Raw genomic sequence first — 18249 nt, forward strand, 5'->3', positions numbered from 1 at the left:
GAGGCTGGCGGCTATCTTCTCGAAATATTACGGTACGTACTGTACTGTTTAAGAATGGCAACTTGGCCGAACGAACTCGCAGTAGTGCAAGTGCGCATAGCGCGACCCACCGACAGGCTCGACGACGTGATTGCGTTCTATCGCGACTGTCTGGGATTGCCCGAGCTCTACCGGTTCTCCGGTCATGCCGGGTACGACGGAATCATGCTGGGGCTGCCGGATTCGAACTATCACCTCGAATTCACGACCCACGAAGACGGAAGCCCGTGCCCGGCGCCGACGCAGGACAACCTGTTGGTGCTCTACTTCGCCGGCGAGTCGGCGATGTACGAGGTAGTTCAGCGGTTGGGTGAAGCAGGGCACGAACCCGTTGGCGCCGAGAATCCGTACTGGGAGGAGAATGCGGGGATGACTTTCGAAGATCCCGACGGCTGGCGTCTGGTGCTCATGCCGCGACCGGTGCTGTAGATGGTGCGCGCCCGCGACGAGCGGATCGACGACGCCGTACTGGCGGCAACCCTGGAGTTGTTGGGGGAGAACGGTTATGCGGAGCTGTCAATCGGTTCGGTGGCGACGAGAGCCGGCGTGCACCGACCCGCCATCTACCGGAGATGGCCGTCGAAGCGGCATCTGGTGGTCGACGTCGTCGTGGCGCACATCGGCACTGATCCAACGCCGGACACCGGCGATCTCAGGGCAGACCTGGTCGCCGGCATCACGACATTGGTTGTGGGGCTGAGCGAAATGGTAGTTGGGCGGATCCTGCCCGCGTTGGTCGCGGATCTGGCGGCGGACCCGGAATTGGCGCGGGATTTCCAGTCGGCATTCTTTCAGCCACGACGCGATTCCACTGCGGCAGTGCTGGAATCGGCGCGGCTACGCGGCGACATTCGGAGCGACTTCGACCTGGACTTCGTCCTGGATGCCCTGGCGTCGCCGATCTATTACCGAGCGTTGTTCCGTCACTTACCGTTGGACGCGCTCCTGGCCGAGCAGTCCGTCGATTCCGTGCTGCTGACGTTGACTCCCCACGAAAATTCCTGAAGCCGTTTCGATTCAGTTCAATTCGACTGGATCGGGTCCGACACGGCTGTCGGTGTTCAGCGCTGCGATGGCAGCTGACTCGTCGGTATCGAGTGCGAAGTCGAAGATTGCGGCGTTGTCGCGCATGCGGGCAGGTGTCACCGACTTCGACAGAACGGTGTGTCCCTGTTCGAGATGCCAGCGCAGAATGATCTGCGCTGGGCTCTTTCCGTGTGCTGCAGCGATTTTCCCGATGGTCGGGTCGTCGAGGATAGTTCCCTGTCCCAGTGGGCTCCATGCCTCGATTTCGATGCCGCGACTTCGCGCGTATTCCCGTGACGCGTGCTGTTGCAGTCTGGGGTGCAATTCGATCTGGTTGACGGCCGGGGTGATCGAGCTGTGCTCGGCCAGCAGTTCGAGGTGCTCGGGCAGGAAGTTGGACACGCCGATCGCACGGGCACGGCCGGAGGCGAGGATCTCCTCGAAAGCGGCCCACGTCTCCACGAACAGGCCCTTTGCCGGTGCCGGCCAGTGGATCAGATACAGGTCGACGAAGTCGAGGCCGAGCTTGTCGAGGCTCGTGTCGAACGCGGCGAGCGCTCGGTCGTGGCCCTGATCGTCATTCCACAACTTGGTGGTGACAAAAAGTTCTGACCTCGGAACACCCGAACTAGCGATGGCGCGGCCGACACCGGCTTCGTTTCCGTAGATTGCGGCCGTGTCGATGTGGCGGTAGCCGATCTCGAGAGCGGTGGCAGTGACCTCTTCGGTCTGTGCGTCCGGTACCTGGAAAACGCCGTACCCGAGTTGCGGGATGGTGATCGGTTCGCCGGTGGTTCCGTGAGTCAGTGTGCGGTCGGGGATCGACAACATTGAAGAGCGCCTTTCAAGACTGGGTGTGGCGGTTCGACGGGCGATCGTGTCGCCCGTGACCGCCTATGCCGCGCATGCAACTATTGCGTGCGCCTGATAAATAGTTGCACACGCGGGTTGTCTGCGCAAGCAGAGTCGGTTGGCTACTCCGCGAAGAGCTGTCCGTTCTCCATTCGCCACCGGCGCGTGCTTCGGGTGGACTGCAGCATGCGTCGATCGTGAGTGACCAGGAGGAGGGTTCCCTCGAAGGATTCCATCGCCTGCTCGAGCTGTTCGATCGCCGGAAGGTCGAGATGGTTCGTCGGCTCGTCCAGTACCAGTAGGTTCACGCCGCGAGCTTGGAGCAAAGCAAGTGCAGCCCTTGTTCTTTCGCCGGGGGACAGGGAAGCGGCAGATCTGAGTACGTGGTGTCCGCGCAGGCCGAACTTGGCGAGCAGAGTACGGACATCGGCATCGGGCCAGTCCGGAACCTGAGCGCCGAAGGCCTCGACGACTGGTTGATGACCTTCGAACAATCCACGCGCCTGATCGATCTCACCGATCGCGACACCGGAACCCAAGGACGCGATGCCCTCGTCTGGGACGAGTTTGCCGAGCAAAACGTTCAGGAGGGTGGTCTTGCCTGCCCCGTTCGCGCCCGTGACGAGGATTCGATCGCCCCAGTCGATCTGTGTCGTGACCGGACCGAACGTGAACTGACCGCGCGTCACCTTGGCACCATTCGTGGTTGCGACAACGGATCCGGACCGCGGAGCTGCTGCGATCTCCATGCGAAGTTCCCACTCCTTGCGCGGTTCCTCGACCACTTCGAGTCGCTCGATGCGACGTTGGGTCTGGCGTGCCTTCGCGGCTTGCTTCTCCGTCGACTCGGTCCGCAATCCGCGTCCGATCTTGTCGTTGTCCTTGGCCTTACGACGCGCATTGCGGACGCCGTGTTCCATCCAGTTGCGCTGCATCTGTGCGCGATCTTCGAGATCGGAGCGGGTGCCTGCGTATTCCTCGAACGCCTCGCGTGCGTGCTGGCGGGCGATCTCGCGTTCGGCGAGGTACGACTCGTAGCCGCCGTCGTAAACGGCGATGTCCTGTTGTGCCAGATCGAGTTCCACGATCCCCGTGACGGTGCGCGAGAGGAACTCGCGATCGTGGCTCACGACAACCAACGCCGCTCGCGTCTCGGCGACAAATCGCTCCAACTGCTCGAGACCCCGCAGGTCGAGATCGTTGGTGGGTTCGTCCAACAGGAGAATGTCGTAGCGCGAGAGCAACAGCGACGCGAGCCCGGCGCGTGCGGCCTGACCGCCGGACAACGCCGTCATGTGAGCATCGAGCGGAACTCCGAGCCCGAGTTCTTCGACCACCTTCTCAGCGCGCTCGAACAGATCGGCGCCGCCGAGAGCCAGCCAGCGTTCGAGAGCCGGAGAGTACAGATCCTCCTCCGCTTCAGCCAGGGTTTCGGCCGCGGCGTTCATGACCGCCTCGGCGTGCGCGACGCCGGTGCGTCGGCCGAGGAACTCGAGGACGGTCTCGCCCTCGATGCGGTCGGGTTCCTGCGCGAGATAGCCCACCGCAGCGTCTGGCGGGCTGAGGATGATCGAACCTTCGACGTCGGCAGTTCCGATTCCCGCCAGTGCAGTGAGAAGCGTCGACTTGCCGGCGCCGTTCGCGCCGACGAGGCCGATGACGTCGCCGGGCGCGACGGTGAGATCGAGGTCGGAGAACAGAGTGCGTTCTCCCCGGGAGGCAGAGAGGCCGCTGATGCGCAGTGTTGCAGTCACCTGAGAAGTATCCCCGGCGCTGTGCGCCTGTGGTAATCGGTGCTGTGCGCCTTTATTAACCGCGGGCGGTTAATAAAGGCGCACAGCAGTCAGTCACGGACCAGGTGGTACCAGCACGGATGTGCCGCACGGACCGGAAGTGGCGATTCACTCACGTCGGCGGCCGTACTCGAGGCCATCGACCAACCGTCGAATACTCGCATGACGTCCTCCTCGGAGACGCCATGTGGCATCGGCCAACGGTGACCTGGCCCGAATGCGAACATGACCATGGACGCCCCGGGTGCGGTGATCGCGTTGACCGACCTCCCGTAGTCGCGTCGTTGATGATCGGTGAGCCCGTGAAAGCAGCCGATGTCGAGCACCAGCATGTGCCCGCCGTCGACAGCAATGTGCAGGTCTGCCGCGTCCTCGTGGAGGAACCGGACGTCGACGTGTGCTTCACGCGCGTGAATGCGCGCTTTGTCCAGCGGTTCCTGTTCGGCGTCGACGCCGGTGACGTGCCACCCGCGTTGCGCCAGCTCGATGGAATGGCGTCCGGTGCCGCAACCGATATCGAGTGCGCGGCCATCTTCAGGGAGGGGAATCGCATCCAGAAGGCCGGACAGTTGAGCGTCGAAGCCGTGACCGGTGTGCTCCCAGGGAGTGACGCCGACCTTGTAGGCGAGACGATATCCGAGATTCATCGCTCTCTCTTTTCTCGAGGCGATTCGATTACTTGTATTCCAAGGTAGACCGGCATTTCGGGTGCGACAAGGGTGCGAAGAGGAGGTTCGGTGGGGAATGCCTCCTGGCGCCCGCGCGTTGGATCCACATATGACCGAGACCAACGATGTGACCTCTGTACCGACCATTGTTCTGAACGACGGTAAGACGATCCCCGCACTGGGATTCGGTGTGTTCCAGGTTCCGGACGACGAGACGCAGGAAGCCGTCTCCACCGCCCTGAAGACCGGCTACCGCAGTATCGACACCGCCAAGATCTACGGCAACGAGGTGGGCGTCGGCCGCGCGATCGCCGAATCCGGCATCGCCCGCGAAGACCTCTACATCACGACAAAACTGTGGAACGACGATCAGGGCTACGACTCGACGCTAGCCGCCTTCGACGCCAGCCTCGACAAGTTGGGTCTCGACTACCTCGATCTGTACCTGATCCACTGGCCGGTTCCGTCCAAGGACCTGTACGTCGAGACCTTCAAGGCATTCCAGAAGCTCAAGGCGGACGGACGGGTTCGATCCATCGGCGTCTCCAACTTCACCATCGAGAACCTCGAGCGTGTCATCGGTGAAACCGGCGAGGTGCCGGTCCTCAATCAGATCGAGCTTCACCCCAAGTTCAACCAGGCCGAACTGCGCGCTTTCCACACCGGCAAGGGAATCGCGACGGAAGCGTGGAGCCCGCTCGGCCAGGGAACTGTTCTCGGTGACCCCGTCATCACCGCTATCGCCGACGCTCATGGCGTCACCGCGGCTCAGGTGATCATTCGCTGGCACCTGCAGATCGGAAACGTGGTGATTCCGAAGTCGGTGACCCCCGAACGTATCGCCGCAAACTTCGATGTCTTCGGATTCGAACTGACGCCGGAACAAATCAACGCGATCGGTGCTCTCGACGACCCGGCCGGCCGCATCGGCCCCGACCCGGTCACGCTCGGCAGCTAGAACTTCCGGTAGACCCACGAACGGCACTCCCGCAATCGCGGGAGTGCCGTTCTGTCGTGCGAGGTCAGTTCAGGTGCGTGCGATGTTCTGCAGTGAATGCGATGTGCTCGTCCGCGCGTCCGGTGCGTAGCTTCTCGACCCACTCGGGATCGGCGAGCAGCGCGCGTCCGATGGCAACCATGTCGAATTCACCCCTATCGTACTGAGCTTCGAGACGCTCCAGCCCCGTGACAGCCGATGCGGCGTCGCCGGTGAATGCCGTCGTGAACACGGAGTCGAGTCCGACCGAGCCGACGGTGATGGTCGGCAACCCGGTCAGCTTCTTCGTCCAGCCGGCGAGGCCGAGCTTGCCGTCTTCACCGTCGAGTTCAGCGAACGCCGGTTCCCAGTGGCGCCTCGTCGACGGATGCAGAACGTCGACGCCGGCGTCGACCAGGGGAGTGAGGATGCGGCCGAGTTCAGCCGGGCTCTGGGCGATACGAGCGTCGTAGTGGCCGGACTTCCACTGCGAGAATCGGTAGACGATCGCGAACTCGTTTCCGACAGCCTCTCGGATTGCGGCGACGACCTCGGCCGGGAAACGGGTGCGGGCTTCCAGTGATCCGCCGTATTCATCGGTGCGGACATTGGTTCCGGCCCACAGGAATTCGTCGAGCAGGTAGCCGTGCGCTCCGTGCAACTCGAGCCCGTCGAAACCGGTGTTCTTCGCGTTGAGTGCGGCGTCGACCCACGACTGCTTCAAGGTGTCGAGATCCGAGGTGGTGAATTCTCGTCCCAGACGGGTGCCGTCCAGCGCCAGGCCGGAGGGGCTGACGGTTTCGACCTCGGGGTTCAGACGCGAGTTTTCGCCGCGCTCGACTCCGAGGTGCCACAGCTGAGGAATGATCGATCCACCCTCGGCGTGCACGGCGTCGACTACCGACTTCCAGCCGCCCAGGCTCGAATCACCGTAGATGCGCGGTACGCGGGTGTGCGGGCCCGCTGCCGGGTCCGGGATATAGGTGCCTTCCGTGATGATCAGGCCGACCCCGCCCGCTGCGCGACGACGGTAGTACTCGGCCACGTCGGCGCCGGGGATTCCGTCAGGAGAGAAGGCGCGAGTCATCGGGGCCATCGCAAAACGGTTGCGCAACGAGAGTGATTTGACCTCGAAAGGCTCGAAGAGGCCGCGCAACGCGGAGGCCTCGGGTGCTGTCGATGTGTCGGGAAGAGTCACGGGTTTGTTCAACGTGGCGGACCCTTGACCTATTCCGCCGCCTGACTTTATCTCACCGAAATCTGCAAAAGGTTGCGTACGTTCGGTTTTCGATTGATGTCCACGTCGACCAAACTTAGTTTGTGCATTAACTATTAACATGCGATATGGTCGTGCGGAAAGTTCTTGAGGGCGGTATCGAGCACGAAAGAGGACGCGCGAGCATGACAACAACGGTGCCGGACGAGCGGACCGGAGAGCTGGAGCCGATTCCGGAGCGGCCGTACCCGAAGCGTCGTGATCCCAAGGGGTCGTGGATGTTCGACATGATCAAGACCACCGATCACAAGAAGATCGGGATCATGTACATGATCACGGCTTTCGTGTTCTTCTTGATCGGCGGCCTGATGGCCCTGTTCATGCGTGCGGAACTGGCTGTCCCCGGGATGCAGTTCCTCTCGAACGAGCAGTTCAATCAGTTGTTCACCATGCACGGCACGATCATGTTGCTGCTGTACGCGACGCCCGTCGTCTTCGGCTTCGCGAACTACATACTTCCGCTGCAAATCGGTGCCCCGGACGTGGCCTTCCCGCGCTTGAACGCATTCGGCTTCTGGCTCTTCACTTTTGGTGGTTTGATCGTACTCGGCGGATTCCTCACGCCGGGCGGCGCTGCCGACTTCGGTTGGACTGCGTACACCCCGCTGTCGGGTGCGGTGCACAGCCCCGGCGTCGGAGCCGACCTGTGGGTCTTCGGACTGACAGTGGGCGGTCTCGGCACTATTCTCGGTGCGGTCAACATGATCACCACGGTGATCTGTTTGCGCGCACCAGGCATGACGATGTTCCGGATGTCGATCTTCACCTGGAATATCTTCATCACCAGCATTCTGATCTTGATGGCGTTCCCGCTGCTGACCGCTGCATTCATGGGTCTGTTCGTCGACCGTCACCTCGGTGGCCACATCTTCGACCCGGCGTCAGGTGGAGTTCTGTTGTGGCAGCACCTGTTCTGGTTCTTCGGGCATCCCGAGGTGTACATCATCGCGCTGCCGTTCTTCGGCATCGTCTCGGAGATCTTCCCGGTCTTCAGCCGTAAGCCGATCTTCGGATACACCGGTTTGGTTTACGCGACACTGGCGATCTCAGCTCTGTCCATCGCGGTGTGGGCTCACCACATGTATGCGACGGGTGCTGTTCTCCTGCCCTACTTCTCGTTCATGACGTTCCTGATCGCCGTGCCGACAGGTGTGAAGATCTTCAACTGGATCGGCACGATGTGGAAGGGGCAGTTGACCTTCGAATCGCCGATGCTGTTCTCGGTCGGCTTCCTGATCACCTTCCTCTTCGGTGGTCTGTCGGGCGTTATTCTCGCGAGTCCGCCGATCGACTTCCACGTCACCGACACGTATTTTGTTGTCGCCCACTTCCACTACGTGGTCTTCGGTACGGTCGTGTTCGCCACGTACGCCGGTATCTACTTCTGGTTCCCGAAGATGACCGGTCGCATGATGGACGAGCGCCTCGGCAAGTGGCACTTCTGGACCACGTTCGTCGGCTTCCACGGCACGTTCCTCGTCCAGCACTGGCTCGGTGGCGAAGGTATGCCGCGTCGTTACGCCGACTACCTGCCCTCGGACGGATTCACGGTGCTGAACTCGGTGTCCACGATCTTCGCGTTCGTGCTCGGCGCGTCGACACTGCCGTTCATCTGGAACGTTTTCAAGAGTTACCGCTACGGCGAGGTGGTCACCGTCGACGATCCGTGGGGTTACGGAAACTCGCTGGAGTGGGCGACAACTTGCCCGCCGCCGCGTCACAACTTCACCGAGTTGCCGCGCATCCGTAGCGAGCGTCCGGCGTTCGAGCTGCACTACCCGCACATGGTGGAGCGAATGAGGGCGGAAGCGCACGTGGGCCTCACCGGGCAACCCACGTCGACGTTGGAGAAGAGTGACGATCATCGCCAGATTGATTAGTGCGATAATAGTTACTGCACTAATCAATCTGGTAACATCGGATTCATGACGACGAAGGCTCCGCAGACGCAGATGGACGATCCGCTGGCTCTCGACCGGCAGGTGTGTTTTGCACTTGCGGTCGCGAACCGGGCAGTCCTGTCCGTCTACCGGCCACTGCTCGAGCCGATGGGCCTCACACATCCCCAGTATCTGGTGATGCTTGCCCTGTGGGGGAAGTCGCCGATGGCGGTCAAGGAAATCGGGCAGGCATTGCAGCTCGATTCGCCGACACTCTCGCCGCTCCTCAAGCGACTCGAGGCGTCCGGGTTGATCACGCGAACCCGTAGCCGCGCCGACGAACGTCAACTCGACGTCGACCTCACCGAAGCCGGTGTGGCACTGCGTGACGAGGCGGAGAAGATCCCGCCGGCGGTTGTCGCGAAGCTCGGCGTCAGCCTCGCCGAACTCGAAGAACTCCACAACGTTCTGACGCGGGTCAACGAGGCCGCGCTCCGCGCCGGCGCTTTGGACCAATGAGAGAAATGTGATGACCACATCTGAAAGAAACGTGACGACTGCGTCAAGACCGATGCGTACCGAACAGGTGACTTCCGTGACTTCCAAAAAGCAACGCACGAGCCCGAATCCCCTTCAGTGGTTGGGTTATTCAGTGGGGCGCAAGTTGCCCGATTCGATGCAGGACTGGGTGCGAAACGACCTGATCGGTGACTGGGCTGTGCCACGTCACCTGATCCGCAGCATGGTGCCGTTCATTCCCGTCTTCGCGGCCTTCATGCTCTTCCCCGGGCCGTGGGCCCTGCGGGCGTCGATGGTGCTGCTCGGAGTGCTTCTGGCGCTGTTCTATTCGGTCTCCTACATGGCTCAGAACAGGTCGCGTCGCCTCGAGCGTCACGGTTTGCCTTCCGACCTCGAGAACCCGAAGAAGATCTCGCGCCACGACGCCGAGAAGGCCGCCTACGAGAAGTTGCACGGCGGCCCCGCGACCTAGACGCTTCGGTCAGATGCCGTGAAGGGCGCTGCCGCCGTTCATCTCGCAGACGCCCTGCTCCATGGCCGCCGAGAAACCACCTTCAGGGTCGGTCGAGCGAAAGAGCCGATTCGACGTCCTGCTCTACCAGGTATCCGTTGATTGCGATCGCCGCGGTTGAACCTGCAGCCGCAGCATTGATTACCTGTGCGCGAGGGTCGACGACGTTGCCGGCGCCCCAGATACCGGGAACACTGGTGGCGCCGGAATGATCGACAGCCACGAATCCCGTGGGGCTGGCTTTGCAGCCGAGTCGCGTCAGATGTGCGTCGTTCGGAACGAAACGCGGCGCAACGAACAGTGCTGAGCGCGCAACCAGTTGGCCGTTGTCGAGTTCGACGGCTTTCAGTTTGCTTTTCTCGCAGACCAATCCAGATACCGATCCGTCGGCAACCGTCACTCCTCGGGCAGCCAGTCGCGCGCGTTCGTCGGGGGTGAGCGAGATATTGTCGGGGAAGAACGTCACATCCGACGACCACTGTCGGAGTAGAAACGCCTGGTGAAGTGACATCTCGCGAGCGTCGCCGCCGAGAACGCCGATCGGTTGGTCGCTGATCTCGTACGCATGGCAGTACGGGCAATGGAGCACGCTTTGCCCCCAAAGCTCCTGGATTCCTGGTATTTCCGGGAGTGAATCCCGTAGGCCGGTGGCAACCAGCACAGTGCGAGTTTCGAGCGTCGTGCCTCCCGACAGTTCGACGACAAAGCCGGGTTCGATACCGCGCCAGGAGATGTCGACTACGTCGTCGCGTTTGAATTCGACTCCGTACGTCTGTAATTCGCTGCGTCCGACGGCGAGCAACTCACCTGGCGCCATGCCGTCTCGCGAGAGGAAGCCGTGCATGTGTGCTGCCGGTGTGTTGCGCGGTTTGCCGGAATCGATGACGGCGACCGAGCGCCGAGCACGACCCAACACCAGGGCTGCACTGAGTCCGGCGGCGCCACCGCCGACGATCACGGCGTCGAGGATCTCTGTTTCAGTGTGTGTTCGCATGAGCACAGATTGCTCGCGGAGGAGGTTCGTCAGCAACTAATGTTGCCATTTCTGGGAATCGTCGTCAGACTCGGCACCATGAATGTCAACGGTCCGCACATCGATGCCGCCATCTCGCAGATCGGCGCGCGCCTCAAACGCATTCGTACACAGAGGAACGTCACGCTCACAGCGCTGTCCGAGTCCACCGGTATTTCGAAGAGCACCCTGTCGAGGCTCGAAGCGGGGGAGCGTCGACCCAGTCTGGAGTTGCTGCTTCCGATCGCGCTTGCCCACCAAGTGCCGTTGGACCAACTGGTTGCGGCACCACAGGTCGCCGATCCACGTATCCAGAGTGCGCCTCGAAGCGTCAGTGGGCGAACGGTATTGCCGCTGACTCGGCAACCCGGTGGGCTGCAGGCATTCAAGATGACCATCCCGGCAAGCCAGACGGACCCCGACCCGCAAGTGCACGACGGCTACGAATGGCTGTACGTCTTGTCGGGGAGGTTGCGGTTGGTGTTGGCCGATCACGACATCGTGATGGGTACGGGTGAAGCTGCTGAATTCGACACCCGAAACCCACATTGGTTCGGTAGTGACGGCGGCGGCCCGGTCGAGGTACTGAGTCTGTTCGGCCCCCAAGGAGAACGCATCCACGTACGGGCCAAGCCTTCGCCGAAGTGATGGCCAGTCATACTTTCATTCGATGCTGCCGGAAGCGAAGAGGACAGTGAGGATCCGTGCGAATCGAAATTGACGACCTGAGTCGGGATGTGGTCCGTGCTCTACTGACCGAACATCTCGCCGACATGCATGCGACCTCGCCCGCGGACAGCGTTCACGCGCTGGACATCACCGGGCTGACGGATAGCTCCGTGACCATGTGGACGCTGTGGAGCGAAGGTGACGATCTACTCGGTTGTGTTGCACTCAAGGAACGGTCGTCGACCGGTGGCGAGATCAAGTCGATGCGAACCTCATCGGTAGCTCGAGGGCGTGGCGTGGGTACGCGACTTCTTCAACACGTCGTGGACGAGTCGAGACAACGAGGTTACCGGCAACTCGAATTGGAGACCGGCACACAGGACTTCTTCGATCCGGCACGCCGACTGTATGCGAGATTCGGGTTCGTCCCGTCTCCACCGTTCGGAAACTACCGCGAAGATCCGAACAGTGCATTCTTCGTTCTCACCCTGTGAGCAGCTCTCATTCGGTGAACATTCTGGCAGTTATTCGTCGTACTGCGCTCTCGGAGTTCATGATTGCGGTGTCGAGCACGAGCCGTTCCGTGGTCCACGGCTCGTAGTCTCGATCCAGGATTTCCTGCCACGTAGGTAGTACAAGATCCGGGATGTCGACGACTCGCCGTTCTGCGCGTCTGCGATGCTCGTCGGGATCCGAACAGATGACTTCGACACTGAGCAAGCGCGCCGAATTATGTTGTGCGGTAGCGGACCAGGCGTTTCGTGTCGCCTCGACTGGGTTGACGCATTCGACCACGACCGAGAGTCCCAGTCGCAATTGTTCGGCGGCGAGCGCGTACCCGGTGATGTATCCGGCGGTCCCGGATACATCAGCGATACCGCTGCGGATCAGCGACTGTTCGATGGTATCGATCCGCACGTAGGGGATCTTGTGATGCTGAGCAAGCACCCGCGCGATCGTCGATTTGCCGGTGGCCGGCAAACCACCGATCACGACCAGTGCCGCGTCGGCCGACGGCTGGGGGTTGTGTACGGCATCCACCATCCCCGCAATGTACGGGGCGTCGTCGATTCACATCGACTCGCCCCGTACTCCTCTCAGTTCGAGGTCGCGAACTCTCGTGCTTCGAACGCCAGGTCGTCGGCGGCGGATTCCATCCGTGCCGTCGCACGGTTGGGTGCTGTCAGCACGGCGACAATCGGAACTGCCAACGCCAGCAGGCCGAGAACGAAGACGGGGAAGAGGAATGAGAACACTTCGAGTCCCTGCGGCGCCGGGGCTGCCGCGTCGTGAACAACCTCGACTGCGGCCATTCCGGTGTAGTGCATACCGACGACGGCGATGCCCATGATGATTCCGGCGACAAAACGCAGAATCGTGGACTCGAGCACCATGGTGAACCACAGTGCAGCGGTTCCGGCGACGACTGCGATGAGAACCGACAATGCAACGAAGAGCAGGTCGTAGTGGATCTCACCCTGAAAGCGCAAGGCGCGCATGCCGGTGTAATGCATGATGTTCACGGCGAGACCGGTCACCACGCCGCCGATCAGAAGCCGCGTCCAGCGGAATTCGGTCCCGATGATCAGCAGACCGACAAAAACAGCACCTACTGAGATGATCGCGGAGATCACGGTCCATCCGAGGTTGTATCGAATGGGACTGCCGGGGACTGCGAAGCCGAGCATGGCGATGAAGTGCATCAGCCAGATGGCGACACCACCGATCGACAGGGCAGCCATGGCCAGCCATCGCATGCGTGTGGCGGTTGTCGTCGCCGACGCTGAATGCCTGGTGCACGCCAGGCCGACTACCGACCCGACCACGGACACGACGTAGGCGAGCCCGAGCAGCCAGATTCCCATCGAGAAATGGTGCATTTCATCCGACATGCCAGTTCCTTTCGGCGACGATTCGCATCTGGTGATTCATCTAGACGACTGCTTCAGCTGCAAGTCGTTCGAGGGAGTACTCGGTGACGGCGATCAGCGCGCGTTTGGCCGATTCGCGGTTTCGGGCGTCGATCTCGATCATGGGAACGCGGTTGGGTAGCGCCAATGCCTGCCGGAGATCGCTCGCCGAATGGATTGGTGCGCCGTCGAAACGGTTGACCGCCACAATGAACGGGAGCCCTCGCGCCTCGAAGAAGTCGACTGCAGCGAAGCTGTCTTCCAGACGGCGCGTGTCGACCAGAATGACCGCACCGATCGCACCGGTGATCAAGTCGTCCCACATGAACCAGAAGCGGCGCTGTCCCGGGGTTCCGAACAGATAGAGGACCAGGTCGTCGGCGAGAGTGATGCGCCCGAAGTCCATCGCGACCGTCGTGGTGCTCTTGTCGGGAGTGGAACCGAGATTGTCGATACCGTCGCTGGCGTCGGTGACCATTGCCTCCGTGCGAAGGGGGACGATTTCAGAGACGGTCCCCACAAGCGTTGTCTTGCCAACACCGAAACCCCCGGCGATCACGATTTTTGTCGATTTCACGCGAGACGATGAGTCAGAGTGCCCGAAGTCCACTGAGGGTCCTTTCGATCAGTTCGCGTCGCTCGACTCGAGATGCGTCGCTTCGCAGAGTGGCATGTATTTCCAGTGATCCGGCTACTACGAGGTCGGCAACCAGTACCCGCACGACTCCGATCGGAACACCGAGGTGGGCAGCGATCTCGGCAATCGAGATCCGCTTCTCGCAGAGTGCGACGATCGATGCACGAATATCCTGCGGTGCAAGATTGTTCGAGACCACGTCCTCGATCGTCGCGATGATCGCTTCGAGCGGGAGGTCGATGGACGGCAGGGTCCGACCTTCGGTGAGCGCGTACGGCCGGACCAAGCTGGGTTCGGCGTCGTCGTAGTCGGATTGATGGTGAGGCATCGAACTCAAATACCCTGCGACGTTCGCGGGGCAATGTCCATCGTGGTCCCGACGCGATCGACGAGAGTCGCCATTTCGTAACCGATCTGGCCGATGTCGCATCCGGCGACAGCGAGGGCGGCAAGGTAAGCGCCGCTACCGACGCCCATGAGAAGCAGGTAGCCGTTCTCCATCTCGACGACGGACTGCATGACGGCCCCACCGTCGAAGAGGCGTGACGCCCCCGCGGACAGGCTGGCGAGTCCGGAAGTGACAGCGGCCAATTGATCCGCCCGATCGAGCGGAAGGTGTGTGCTCGAGGCGGTCAACAACCCGTCGGCTGAGACGATGATCGCGTGACTCACACCCGGCACGTCTCGGGCAAAAGCCGAAACCAGCCAGTCGAGTGCGCGGGGAGTCTCTTGGGCTCCGACAGTGTTCACTGTTCTCCTTCATCGTTGTGCAACATCGTGGACGATTCGAAAGACTGTCCGCCATCGGGCTGATGGTCGGCGGCGCGCCGACGCCCTCGTTGTACTCCGGATTGGTAACTGCTCCAACCACGTTGGACGTCCGCCGGATTGGATGCATGGCGCTGCGCCGTACCGCCTCCGCCGACGGCACCAGGAACCAGGCGGGCTCCGCGGTCTCGAATGGGCAGACCGGAATCGGCGATCTTGGTGACCGGCATCTCGAACGAGGTCCGAGCGGCCAGCCAGCCTTGATCCGCGTCGGTGGTCCACGAACTGCCGGTGGAAGCCGCCGAAGTCTCCGCCGTCGGATCCACGAGCCACTCCGACACCATCCGGGCGAAAATCGGCATCGTGGTCGGAGCAGAGGGTACGCCGTTCGAGTTGCCGTCGCCCGCGCCGTCAGCCCTCGCCGATGCGCGAGCAGAGAGCCCGTCACGGGTGCGTGAGGAGAAGAATGCCGCAGTATTTGTCGGCGTCGGGGCTGAGAGCCGGTGCCGCGGCGGCGGGGTTGTCGACGGTTGTGGACCCACCGGGATCTCGGGACCCTGTGCCGGCGAGGCGAATTCCGGCGACGGAGTACGAACGGGAAGGGACGTCGATGTGCTTGTGCCCTCGGGATCGGGCAGAGGAGCGAAGGACGACACCGAGGTGGCGGGTGCAGCAGTGGTCGGAGTTGAAGTGCTGACTGCCGGTACTCCACTTGTGCCCGGAGTGCGACGTGGCAATCCCGAAGGCGCTGTTGCCGTAGGAGTGGATTGCGGTGTGATCGGGGCGAACGTCTCGGTCCGATCGGTACTGTTACCGGGCGTTCGACGCGGGAGATCAGCGAGATTTCTGGTCGCAGGCCGCGGGGGTGCGGATTCGGTCGGGACGGGCTGTGACCATGACGGTGCAGGCGGTGTGGGAGGGGGAGTTCGATCGAGCGTGGGAACGGGTCCGGTTCGCGGCGTGCGGATCTCGGGTCCCCGAGACGAATCGAGTATCGACGTCGGTAGGAGCACCGTTGCGGTGATGCCGTTGTGCGTCGATGACGTTGCCGTCGGGCGCAGGCGCACAGAGATGTTGTAGCGACGGCTGATTCGGCTCACGACGAACAAACCCATGCGACGCGCTGTATCCGCGCTCATCTCGCCGCCGGCGGCGAGGCGCTCGTTGGCATCGAGGATATCGGCAGGCGACATGCCGATACCGAGATCTGCGATCTCGACGATCATGGAGCCGTCGATAGTGCGGGCAGCGTTGATGGAGACGGTGGTCTCCGGTGGGGAGTACCGCAGAGAATTGTCGAGCAGCTCAGCGATGAGGTGAACGACGTCCGGGGCAGCATGACCGGTGACGACTCCGGGCGGGATCTGCCCGAGTTCGACGCGTCGATACTCCTCGACGCCGGATACCGCGGCGCGAAGGGTATCGCCGAGAGCGACGGGGGCGGTCCTGGCGCGGCGTACATCGGTTCCGGCGAGAACCAGCAAGTTGTCGCCGTTTCGACGCATTCTCGCGGCGATGTGATCGAGCCGGAACAGATTCTCGAGGCGACGCGGGTCGTCTTCGTCCTGCTCCAACTGTTCGATCAAACCGAGTTGCTGGTCGACGAGGGACTTATTGCGCCTCGACAGCGTTTCGAACATGTCGTTGACCTGGCGCCGCAGGGTGGCCTGCTCGCCGGCAAGCGTGATGGCCTGACCGTGCATGTCGTCCACCGCGCGCGCAAGCTCGCCGATTTCCTCGTGGGTGCGGATCGGGACACGGGCGAAGTCGAGTTCGTCGGTACTGGCACCTGCGCGAATTCGTTCGATCGCGTCGGGGAGTCCGCGTCGTGCGGCCTGCAATGCGGCAAATCGCAACCGGCGGATCGGATCGATGAGCGATCGGCTGATGACGAGGGCGATGGCCAGTGCCAGCAGGACCGCGCCGAGCACGATTGCAGTGTCACGGAGTGCTGCGGTTCGTGCTGCATTGGATTCGGCGGTGACGGTGTCGCCGAACTCGGTGACGGTGGCGTCGGTCAGGCTGTTGTACTGGTCGTTGCCGGATTTCAGATCGGCGCCGACGCGGCTCCCCAGAGGAGAGGTCGACGGAGTTGATCCGAGGGCGTTGATCCGGTTCTGAGCAGAGTTGCTGAGGGTCTGGACGGTGTCGTTACTCCCGTCGATGGCCAGAATGTTGTTCAGAGCGACCAGTTCGGCACCGGCAGCACTGACCATCGACGTACGAGCTTGCTGGTCCGGATCACCGGAGCCGAAGAGGATTCGTTGTTCGGCCAGCGCTCGTCGCGCTTCCCAGAGTGCGGAGAGTCGACCACCTTGTTCGCGCAGGACAGGGCGTTGAGAATGCTCGACGACGCTGGTGAAGGTGCTCGAGAGTGCGCGCGAGACTTCGCCGACCCGCGAAACCAAGCGTGCGGGAGCCACCGCGCCGGCGGCGATCTCCTCGGTGATGGAACGGCTCTCGGCGAGCGCCGAAGTCACTTGGTCGTTGAGGTCGCCGTCGGACTGGAACGCGCGCGCGGCGTCTACCAGTTGGTCCATTGCGTCCGAAACTGCTTGTGTTGCCGGGCCTGTGTCAGTGCGTGCCGATGCGGCTTCGGCGAGTTCGTACAGTGCGGATTCGAGGTTGATCGCCGCGGGCACTGCGAGGGCACGCTCGGACGAGGAACTCAGCTGTGCGGCTTCTTCGAGTTCTGTCTGAACTCGAAGTGCGCCGAGGACGACGGCGACGATCATCGGCAATGCGAGAACGGCGATGACCTTCCATCCCAGGCGCCATTCGCCGATCGACCACCAAGAGGTTGTCGTGTGTGAATCGTGTTTCATGCGGAACATGGCCCCTTCACGTCAACCCCCGTGGGTCATTGCCCGAACCCCTTCAATCCGGTTTGACCAGAAGGGGTAGTTAGCTGAACGGTAACAGACTGTTCGCTGGCTCGCTACATTCCAGTTGGCTTCATGGATCGCCGATGACTATATCCGGATTGTAAGGCCAGGTGAAAGGGTAAACGGACAAGTGCGGCGAATGGGATAGCCGGGTTGTTCGATTCGGTAACTCGTCGACTCATTGATATGCGGCGCGCGGGAATCTAGGGAGGATCTGCCTCAGGATCTGACATAGAGGACACGTCCGAACGAGGCGCACTCGCATGTCAGACTGTGGAAACCGCACCGATGACCGAATCGAACCTTGGAGACATAGTGGGTGGACCTGCTCGCGACGCGTTGCGCGCGATCGCCGAACTGCTCGCCCCTGACAGCGCTGTCGTCGTCGACCGGGTGACGCTCGCGATCGAGTATCCGGAACGGTATGTCGAAGTACAGAACGAGCTGTACTCACAGACGCTCGAGAAGCCGCACCCGGAATTGGCGTGGTTTGCTCTCGTCGACGCGTTACACGACCGAAAACTCCTGGTCTGGGTGGACTGGAACGAGGACGCTGCCGAGGTTCTCGGTCAGCTACGAGCGCTCGAGTCGGCGCCGGCAGGATCGTGGGAGTGGGCGCAGAGTCTTGCCATGAACTTCGATCGAGCTGCCGGACTCGAATCGCTTCTCGCTCGAGTCGGCGACAACATCACCGAGACGGGCGTTTCACTTGCCTGGCTCGACAGCGACAGCGATACGTTTCTCATCGCGCTCGTCCCGAGTGTTCACGGTGCAACACTCGTCGAACTCGCGCTGGCAACCGGGCACTGCGTGCGCGTGTTCTAGAGT

General features: G+C 62.0%; 20 protein-coding genes. 9 read left to right on the plus strand and 11 right to left on the minus strand.

Annotated elements, in window-relative coordinates; all coding sequences use genetic code 11:
- Nucleotides 1–54 precede the first annotated feature (54 nt).
- A complete protein-coding gene (locus tag QMA15_RS01605; RefSeq protein WP_080909125.1) occupies nucleotides 55–468 on the plus strand; it encodes a VOC family protein in 414 nt (137 codons plus the stop codon).
- The gene (locus QMA15_RS01610; RefSeq protein ID WP_279163621.1) at nucleotides 469–1044 is read left to right on the plus strand and encodes a TetR/AcrR family transcriptional regulator; all 576 of its coding nucleotides are present in this window, start codon (nucleotides 469–471) and stop codon (nucleotides 1042–1044) included. It begins immediately after the preceding gene.
- Nucleotides 1045–1056: 12 nt separating this feature from the next.
- On the opposite strand, the gene QMA15_RS01615 is transcribed toward QMA15_RS01610, so the two are convergent.
- The 3 genes from QMA15_RS01615 to QMA15_RS01625 all read right to left on the minus strand — a co-directional run bounded on the left by QMA15_RS01615 (nucleotide 1057) and on the right by QMA15_RS01625 (nucleotide 4357).
- Nucleotides 1057–1896 (minus strand): aldo/keto reductase, encoded by an 840-nt coding sequence (locus QMA15_RS01615; RefSeq protein WP_020908738.1) that lies wholly within the window; start codon nucleotides 1894–1896, stop codon nucleotides 1057–1059.
- A gap of 143 nt (nucleotides 1897–2039) precedes the next feature.
- Nucleotides 2040–3671: an ABC-F family ATP-binding cassette domain-containing protein gene (locus QMA15_RS01620; RefSeq protein WP_279163622.1), complete on the minus strand. Its 1632-nt coding sequence runs from the start codon at nucleotides 3669–3671 to the stop codon at nucleotides 2040–2042.
- Nucleotides 3672–3760: 89 nt separating this feature from the next.
- A complete protein-coding gene (locus tag QMA15_RS01625; RefSeq protein WP_279163623.1) occupies nucleotides 3761–4357 on the minus strand; it encodes a class I SAM-dependent methyltransferase in 597 nt (198 codons plus the stop codon).
- Nucleotides 4358–4487: 130 nt separating this feature from the next.
- On the opposite strand from QMA15_RS01625, the gene QMA15_RS01630 reads away from it, so the two are divergent.
- Nucleotides 4488–5336, plus strand: a complete 849-nt coding sequence (locus QMA15_RS01630; protein WP_019744860.1) for an aldo/keto reductase — start codon at nucleotides 4488–4490, stop codon at nucleotides 5334–5336.
- Between the two features lie 64 nt (nucleotides 5337–5400).
- Here QMA15_RS01630 and QMA15_RS01635 read toward each other — a convergent pair whose 3' ends face one another.
- Nucleotides 5401–6552, minus strand: coding sequence for an NADH:flavin oxidoreductase (locus QMA15_RS01635; protein ID WP_019744859.1), 1152 nt, complete (start codon nucleotides 6550–6552; stop codon nucleotides 5401–5403).
- A gap of 203 nt (nucleotides 6553–6755) precedes the next feature.
- Here QMA15_RS01635 and ctaD point away from each other — a divergent pair, with 203 nt between their 5' ends.
- The 3 genes from ctaD to QMA15_RS01650 are packed head-to-tail and all read left to right on the plus strand — an operon-like array spanning nucleotide 6756 to nucleotide 9501.
- On the plus strand, nucleotides 6756–8510 hold the full coding sequence (gene ctaD / locus QMA15_RS01640) for a cytochrome c oxidase subunit I (RefSeq protein WP_020970441.1): 1755 nt from the start codon (nucleotides 6756–6758) through the stop codon (nucleotides 8508–8510).
- Nucleotides 8511–8555: 45 nt separating this feature from the next.
- Complete coding sequence (locus tag QMA15_RS01645) at nucleotides 8556–9029, plus strand: MarR family transcriptional regulator (protein WP_019744857.1); 474 nt, start codon at nucleotides 8556–8558, stop codon at nucleotides 9027–9029.
- A 52-nt stretch (nucleotides 9030–9081) separates the two neighbouring features.
- Nucleotides 9082–9501 (plus strand): DUF5313 family protein, encoded by a 420-nt coding sequence (locus QMA15_RS01650; protein ID WP_042451127.1) that lies wholly within the window; start codon nucleotides 9082–9084, stop codon nucleotides 9499–9501.
- Between the two features lie 82 nt (nucleotides 9502–9583).
- On the opposite strand, the gene QMA15_RS01655 is transcribed toward QMA15_RS01650, so the two are convergent.
- A complete protein-coding gene (locus QMA15_RS01655; RefSeq protein ID WP_290283583.1) occupies nucleotides 9584–10534 on the minus strand; it encodes an NAD(P)/FAD-dependent oxidoreductase in 951 nt (316 codons plus the stop codon).
- A gap of 78 nt (nucleotides 10535–10612) precedes the next feature.
- Here QMA15_RS01655 and QMA15_RS01660 point away from each other — a divergent pair, with 78 nt between their 5' ends.
- On the plus strand, nucleotides 10613–11200 hold the full coding sequence (locus QMA15_RS01660) for an XRE family transcriptional regulator (RefSeq protein ID WP_020908731.1): 588 nt from the start codon (nucleotides 10613–10615) through the stop codon (nucleotides 11198–11200).
- Nucleotides 11201–11256: 56 nt separating this feature from the next.
- The gene (locus QMA15_RS01665) at nucleotides 11257–11715 is read left to right on the plus strand and encodes a GNAT family N-acetyltransferase (RefSeq protein ID WP_019744853.1); all 459 of its coding nucleotides are present in this window, start codon (nucleotides 11257–11259) and stop codon (nucleotides 11713–11715) included.
- 7 nt (nucleotides 11716–11722) lie between these two features.
- On the opposite strand, the gene QMA15_RS01670 is transcribed toward QMA15_RS01665, so the two are convergent.
- From QMA15_RS01670 to QMA15_RS01695, 6 genes are read right to left on the minus strand one after another with little or no spacing between them, the layout of a single operon-like run.
- Nucleotides 11723–12265 carry an AAA family ATPase gene (locus tag QMA15_RS01670; protein WP_029255988.1) on the minus strand — a complete coding sequence of 181 codons (543 nt, stop codon included), beginning with the start codon at nucleotides 12263–12265 and terminating at the stop codon, nucleotides 11723–11725.
- 53 nt (nucleotides 12266–12318) lie between these two features.
- Nucleotides 12319–13113, minus strand: a complete 795-nt coding sequence (locus QMA15_RS01675) for an MHYT domain-containing protein (protein WP_019744851.1) — start codon at nucleotides 13111–13113, stop codon at nucleotides 12319–12321.
- Nucleotides 13114–13153: 40 nt separating this feature from the next.
- Nucleotides 13154–13741: an ATP/GTP-binding protein gene (locus tag QMA15_RS01680; protein WP_003940118.1), complete on the minus strand. Its 588-nt coding sequence runs from the start codon at nucleotides 13739–13741 to the stop codon at nucleotides 13154–13156.
- A complete protein-coding gene (locus QMA15_RS01685) occupies nucleotides 13722–14096 on the minus strand; it encodes a DUF742 domain-containing protein (protein WP_097387028.1) in 375 nt (124 codons plus the stop codon). The genes QMA15_RS01680 and QMA15_RS01685 overlap by 20 nt, the downstream gene beginning before the upstream one ends.
- 5 nt (nucleotides 14097–14101) lie before the next feature.
- Entirely contained in the window at nucleotides 14102–14518 is a 417-nt protein-coding gene (locus QMA15_RS01690) for a roadblock/LC7 domain-containing protein (RefSeq protein WP_003940329.1), read from the minus strand.
- The gene (locus QMA15_RS01695) at nucleotides 14515–17361 is read right to left on the minus strand and encodes an ATP-binding protein (RefSeq protein ID WP_290283586.1); all 2847 of its coding nucleotides are present in this window, start codon (nucleotides 17359–17361) and stop codon (nucleotides 14515–14517) included. The genes QMA15_RS01690 and QMA15_RS01695 overlap by 4 nt, the downstream gene beginning before the upstream one ends.
- Before the next feature lie 348 nt (nucleotides 17362–17709).
- Between QMA15_RS01695 and QMA15_RS01700 the strand changes: the two genes are divergently transcribed.
- Nucleotides 17710–18246, plus strand: a complete 537-nt coding sequence (locus tag QMA15_RS01700) for a hypothetical protein (RefSeq protein ID WP_290283587.1) — start codon at nucleotides 17710–17712, stop codon at nucleotides 18244–18246.
- Nucleotides 18247–18249 lie beyond the last annotated feature (3 nt).

Source organism: Rhodococcus sp. APC 3903 (assembly GCF_030407755.1).
GTDB classification, from domain to species: Bacteria; Actinomycetota; Actinomycetes; order Mycobacteriales; family Mycobacteriaceae; genus Rhodococcus_F; species Rhodococcus_F erythropolis.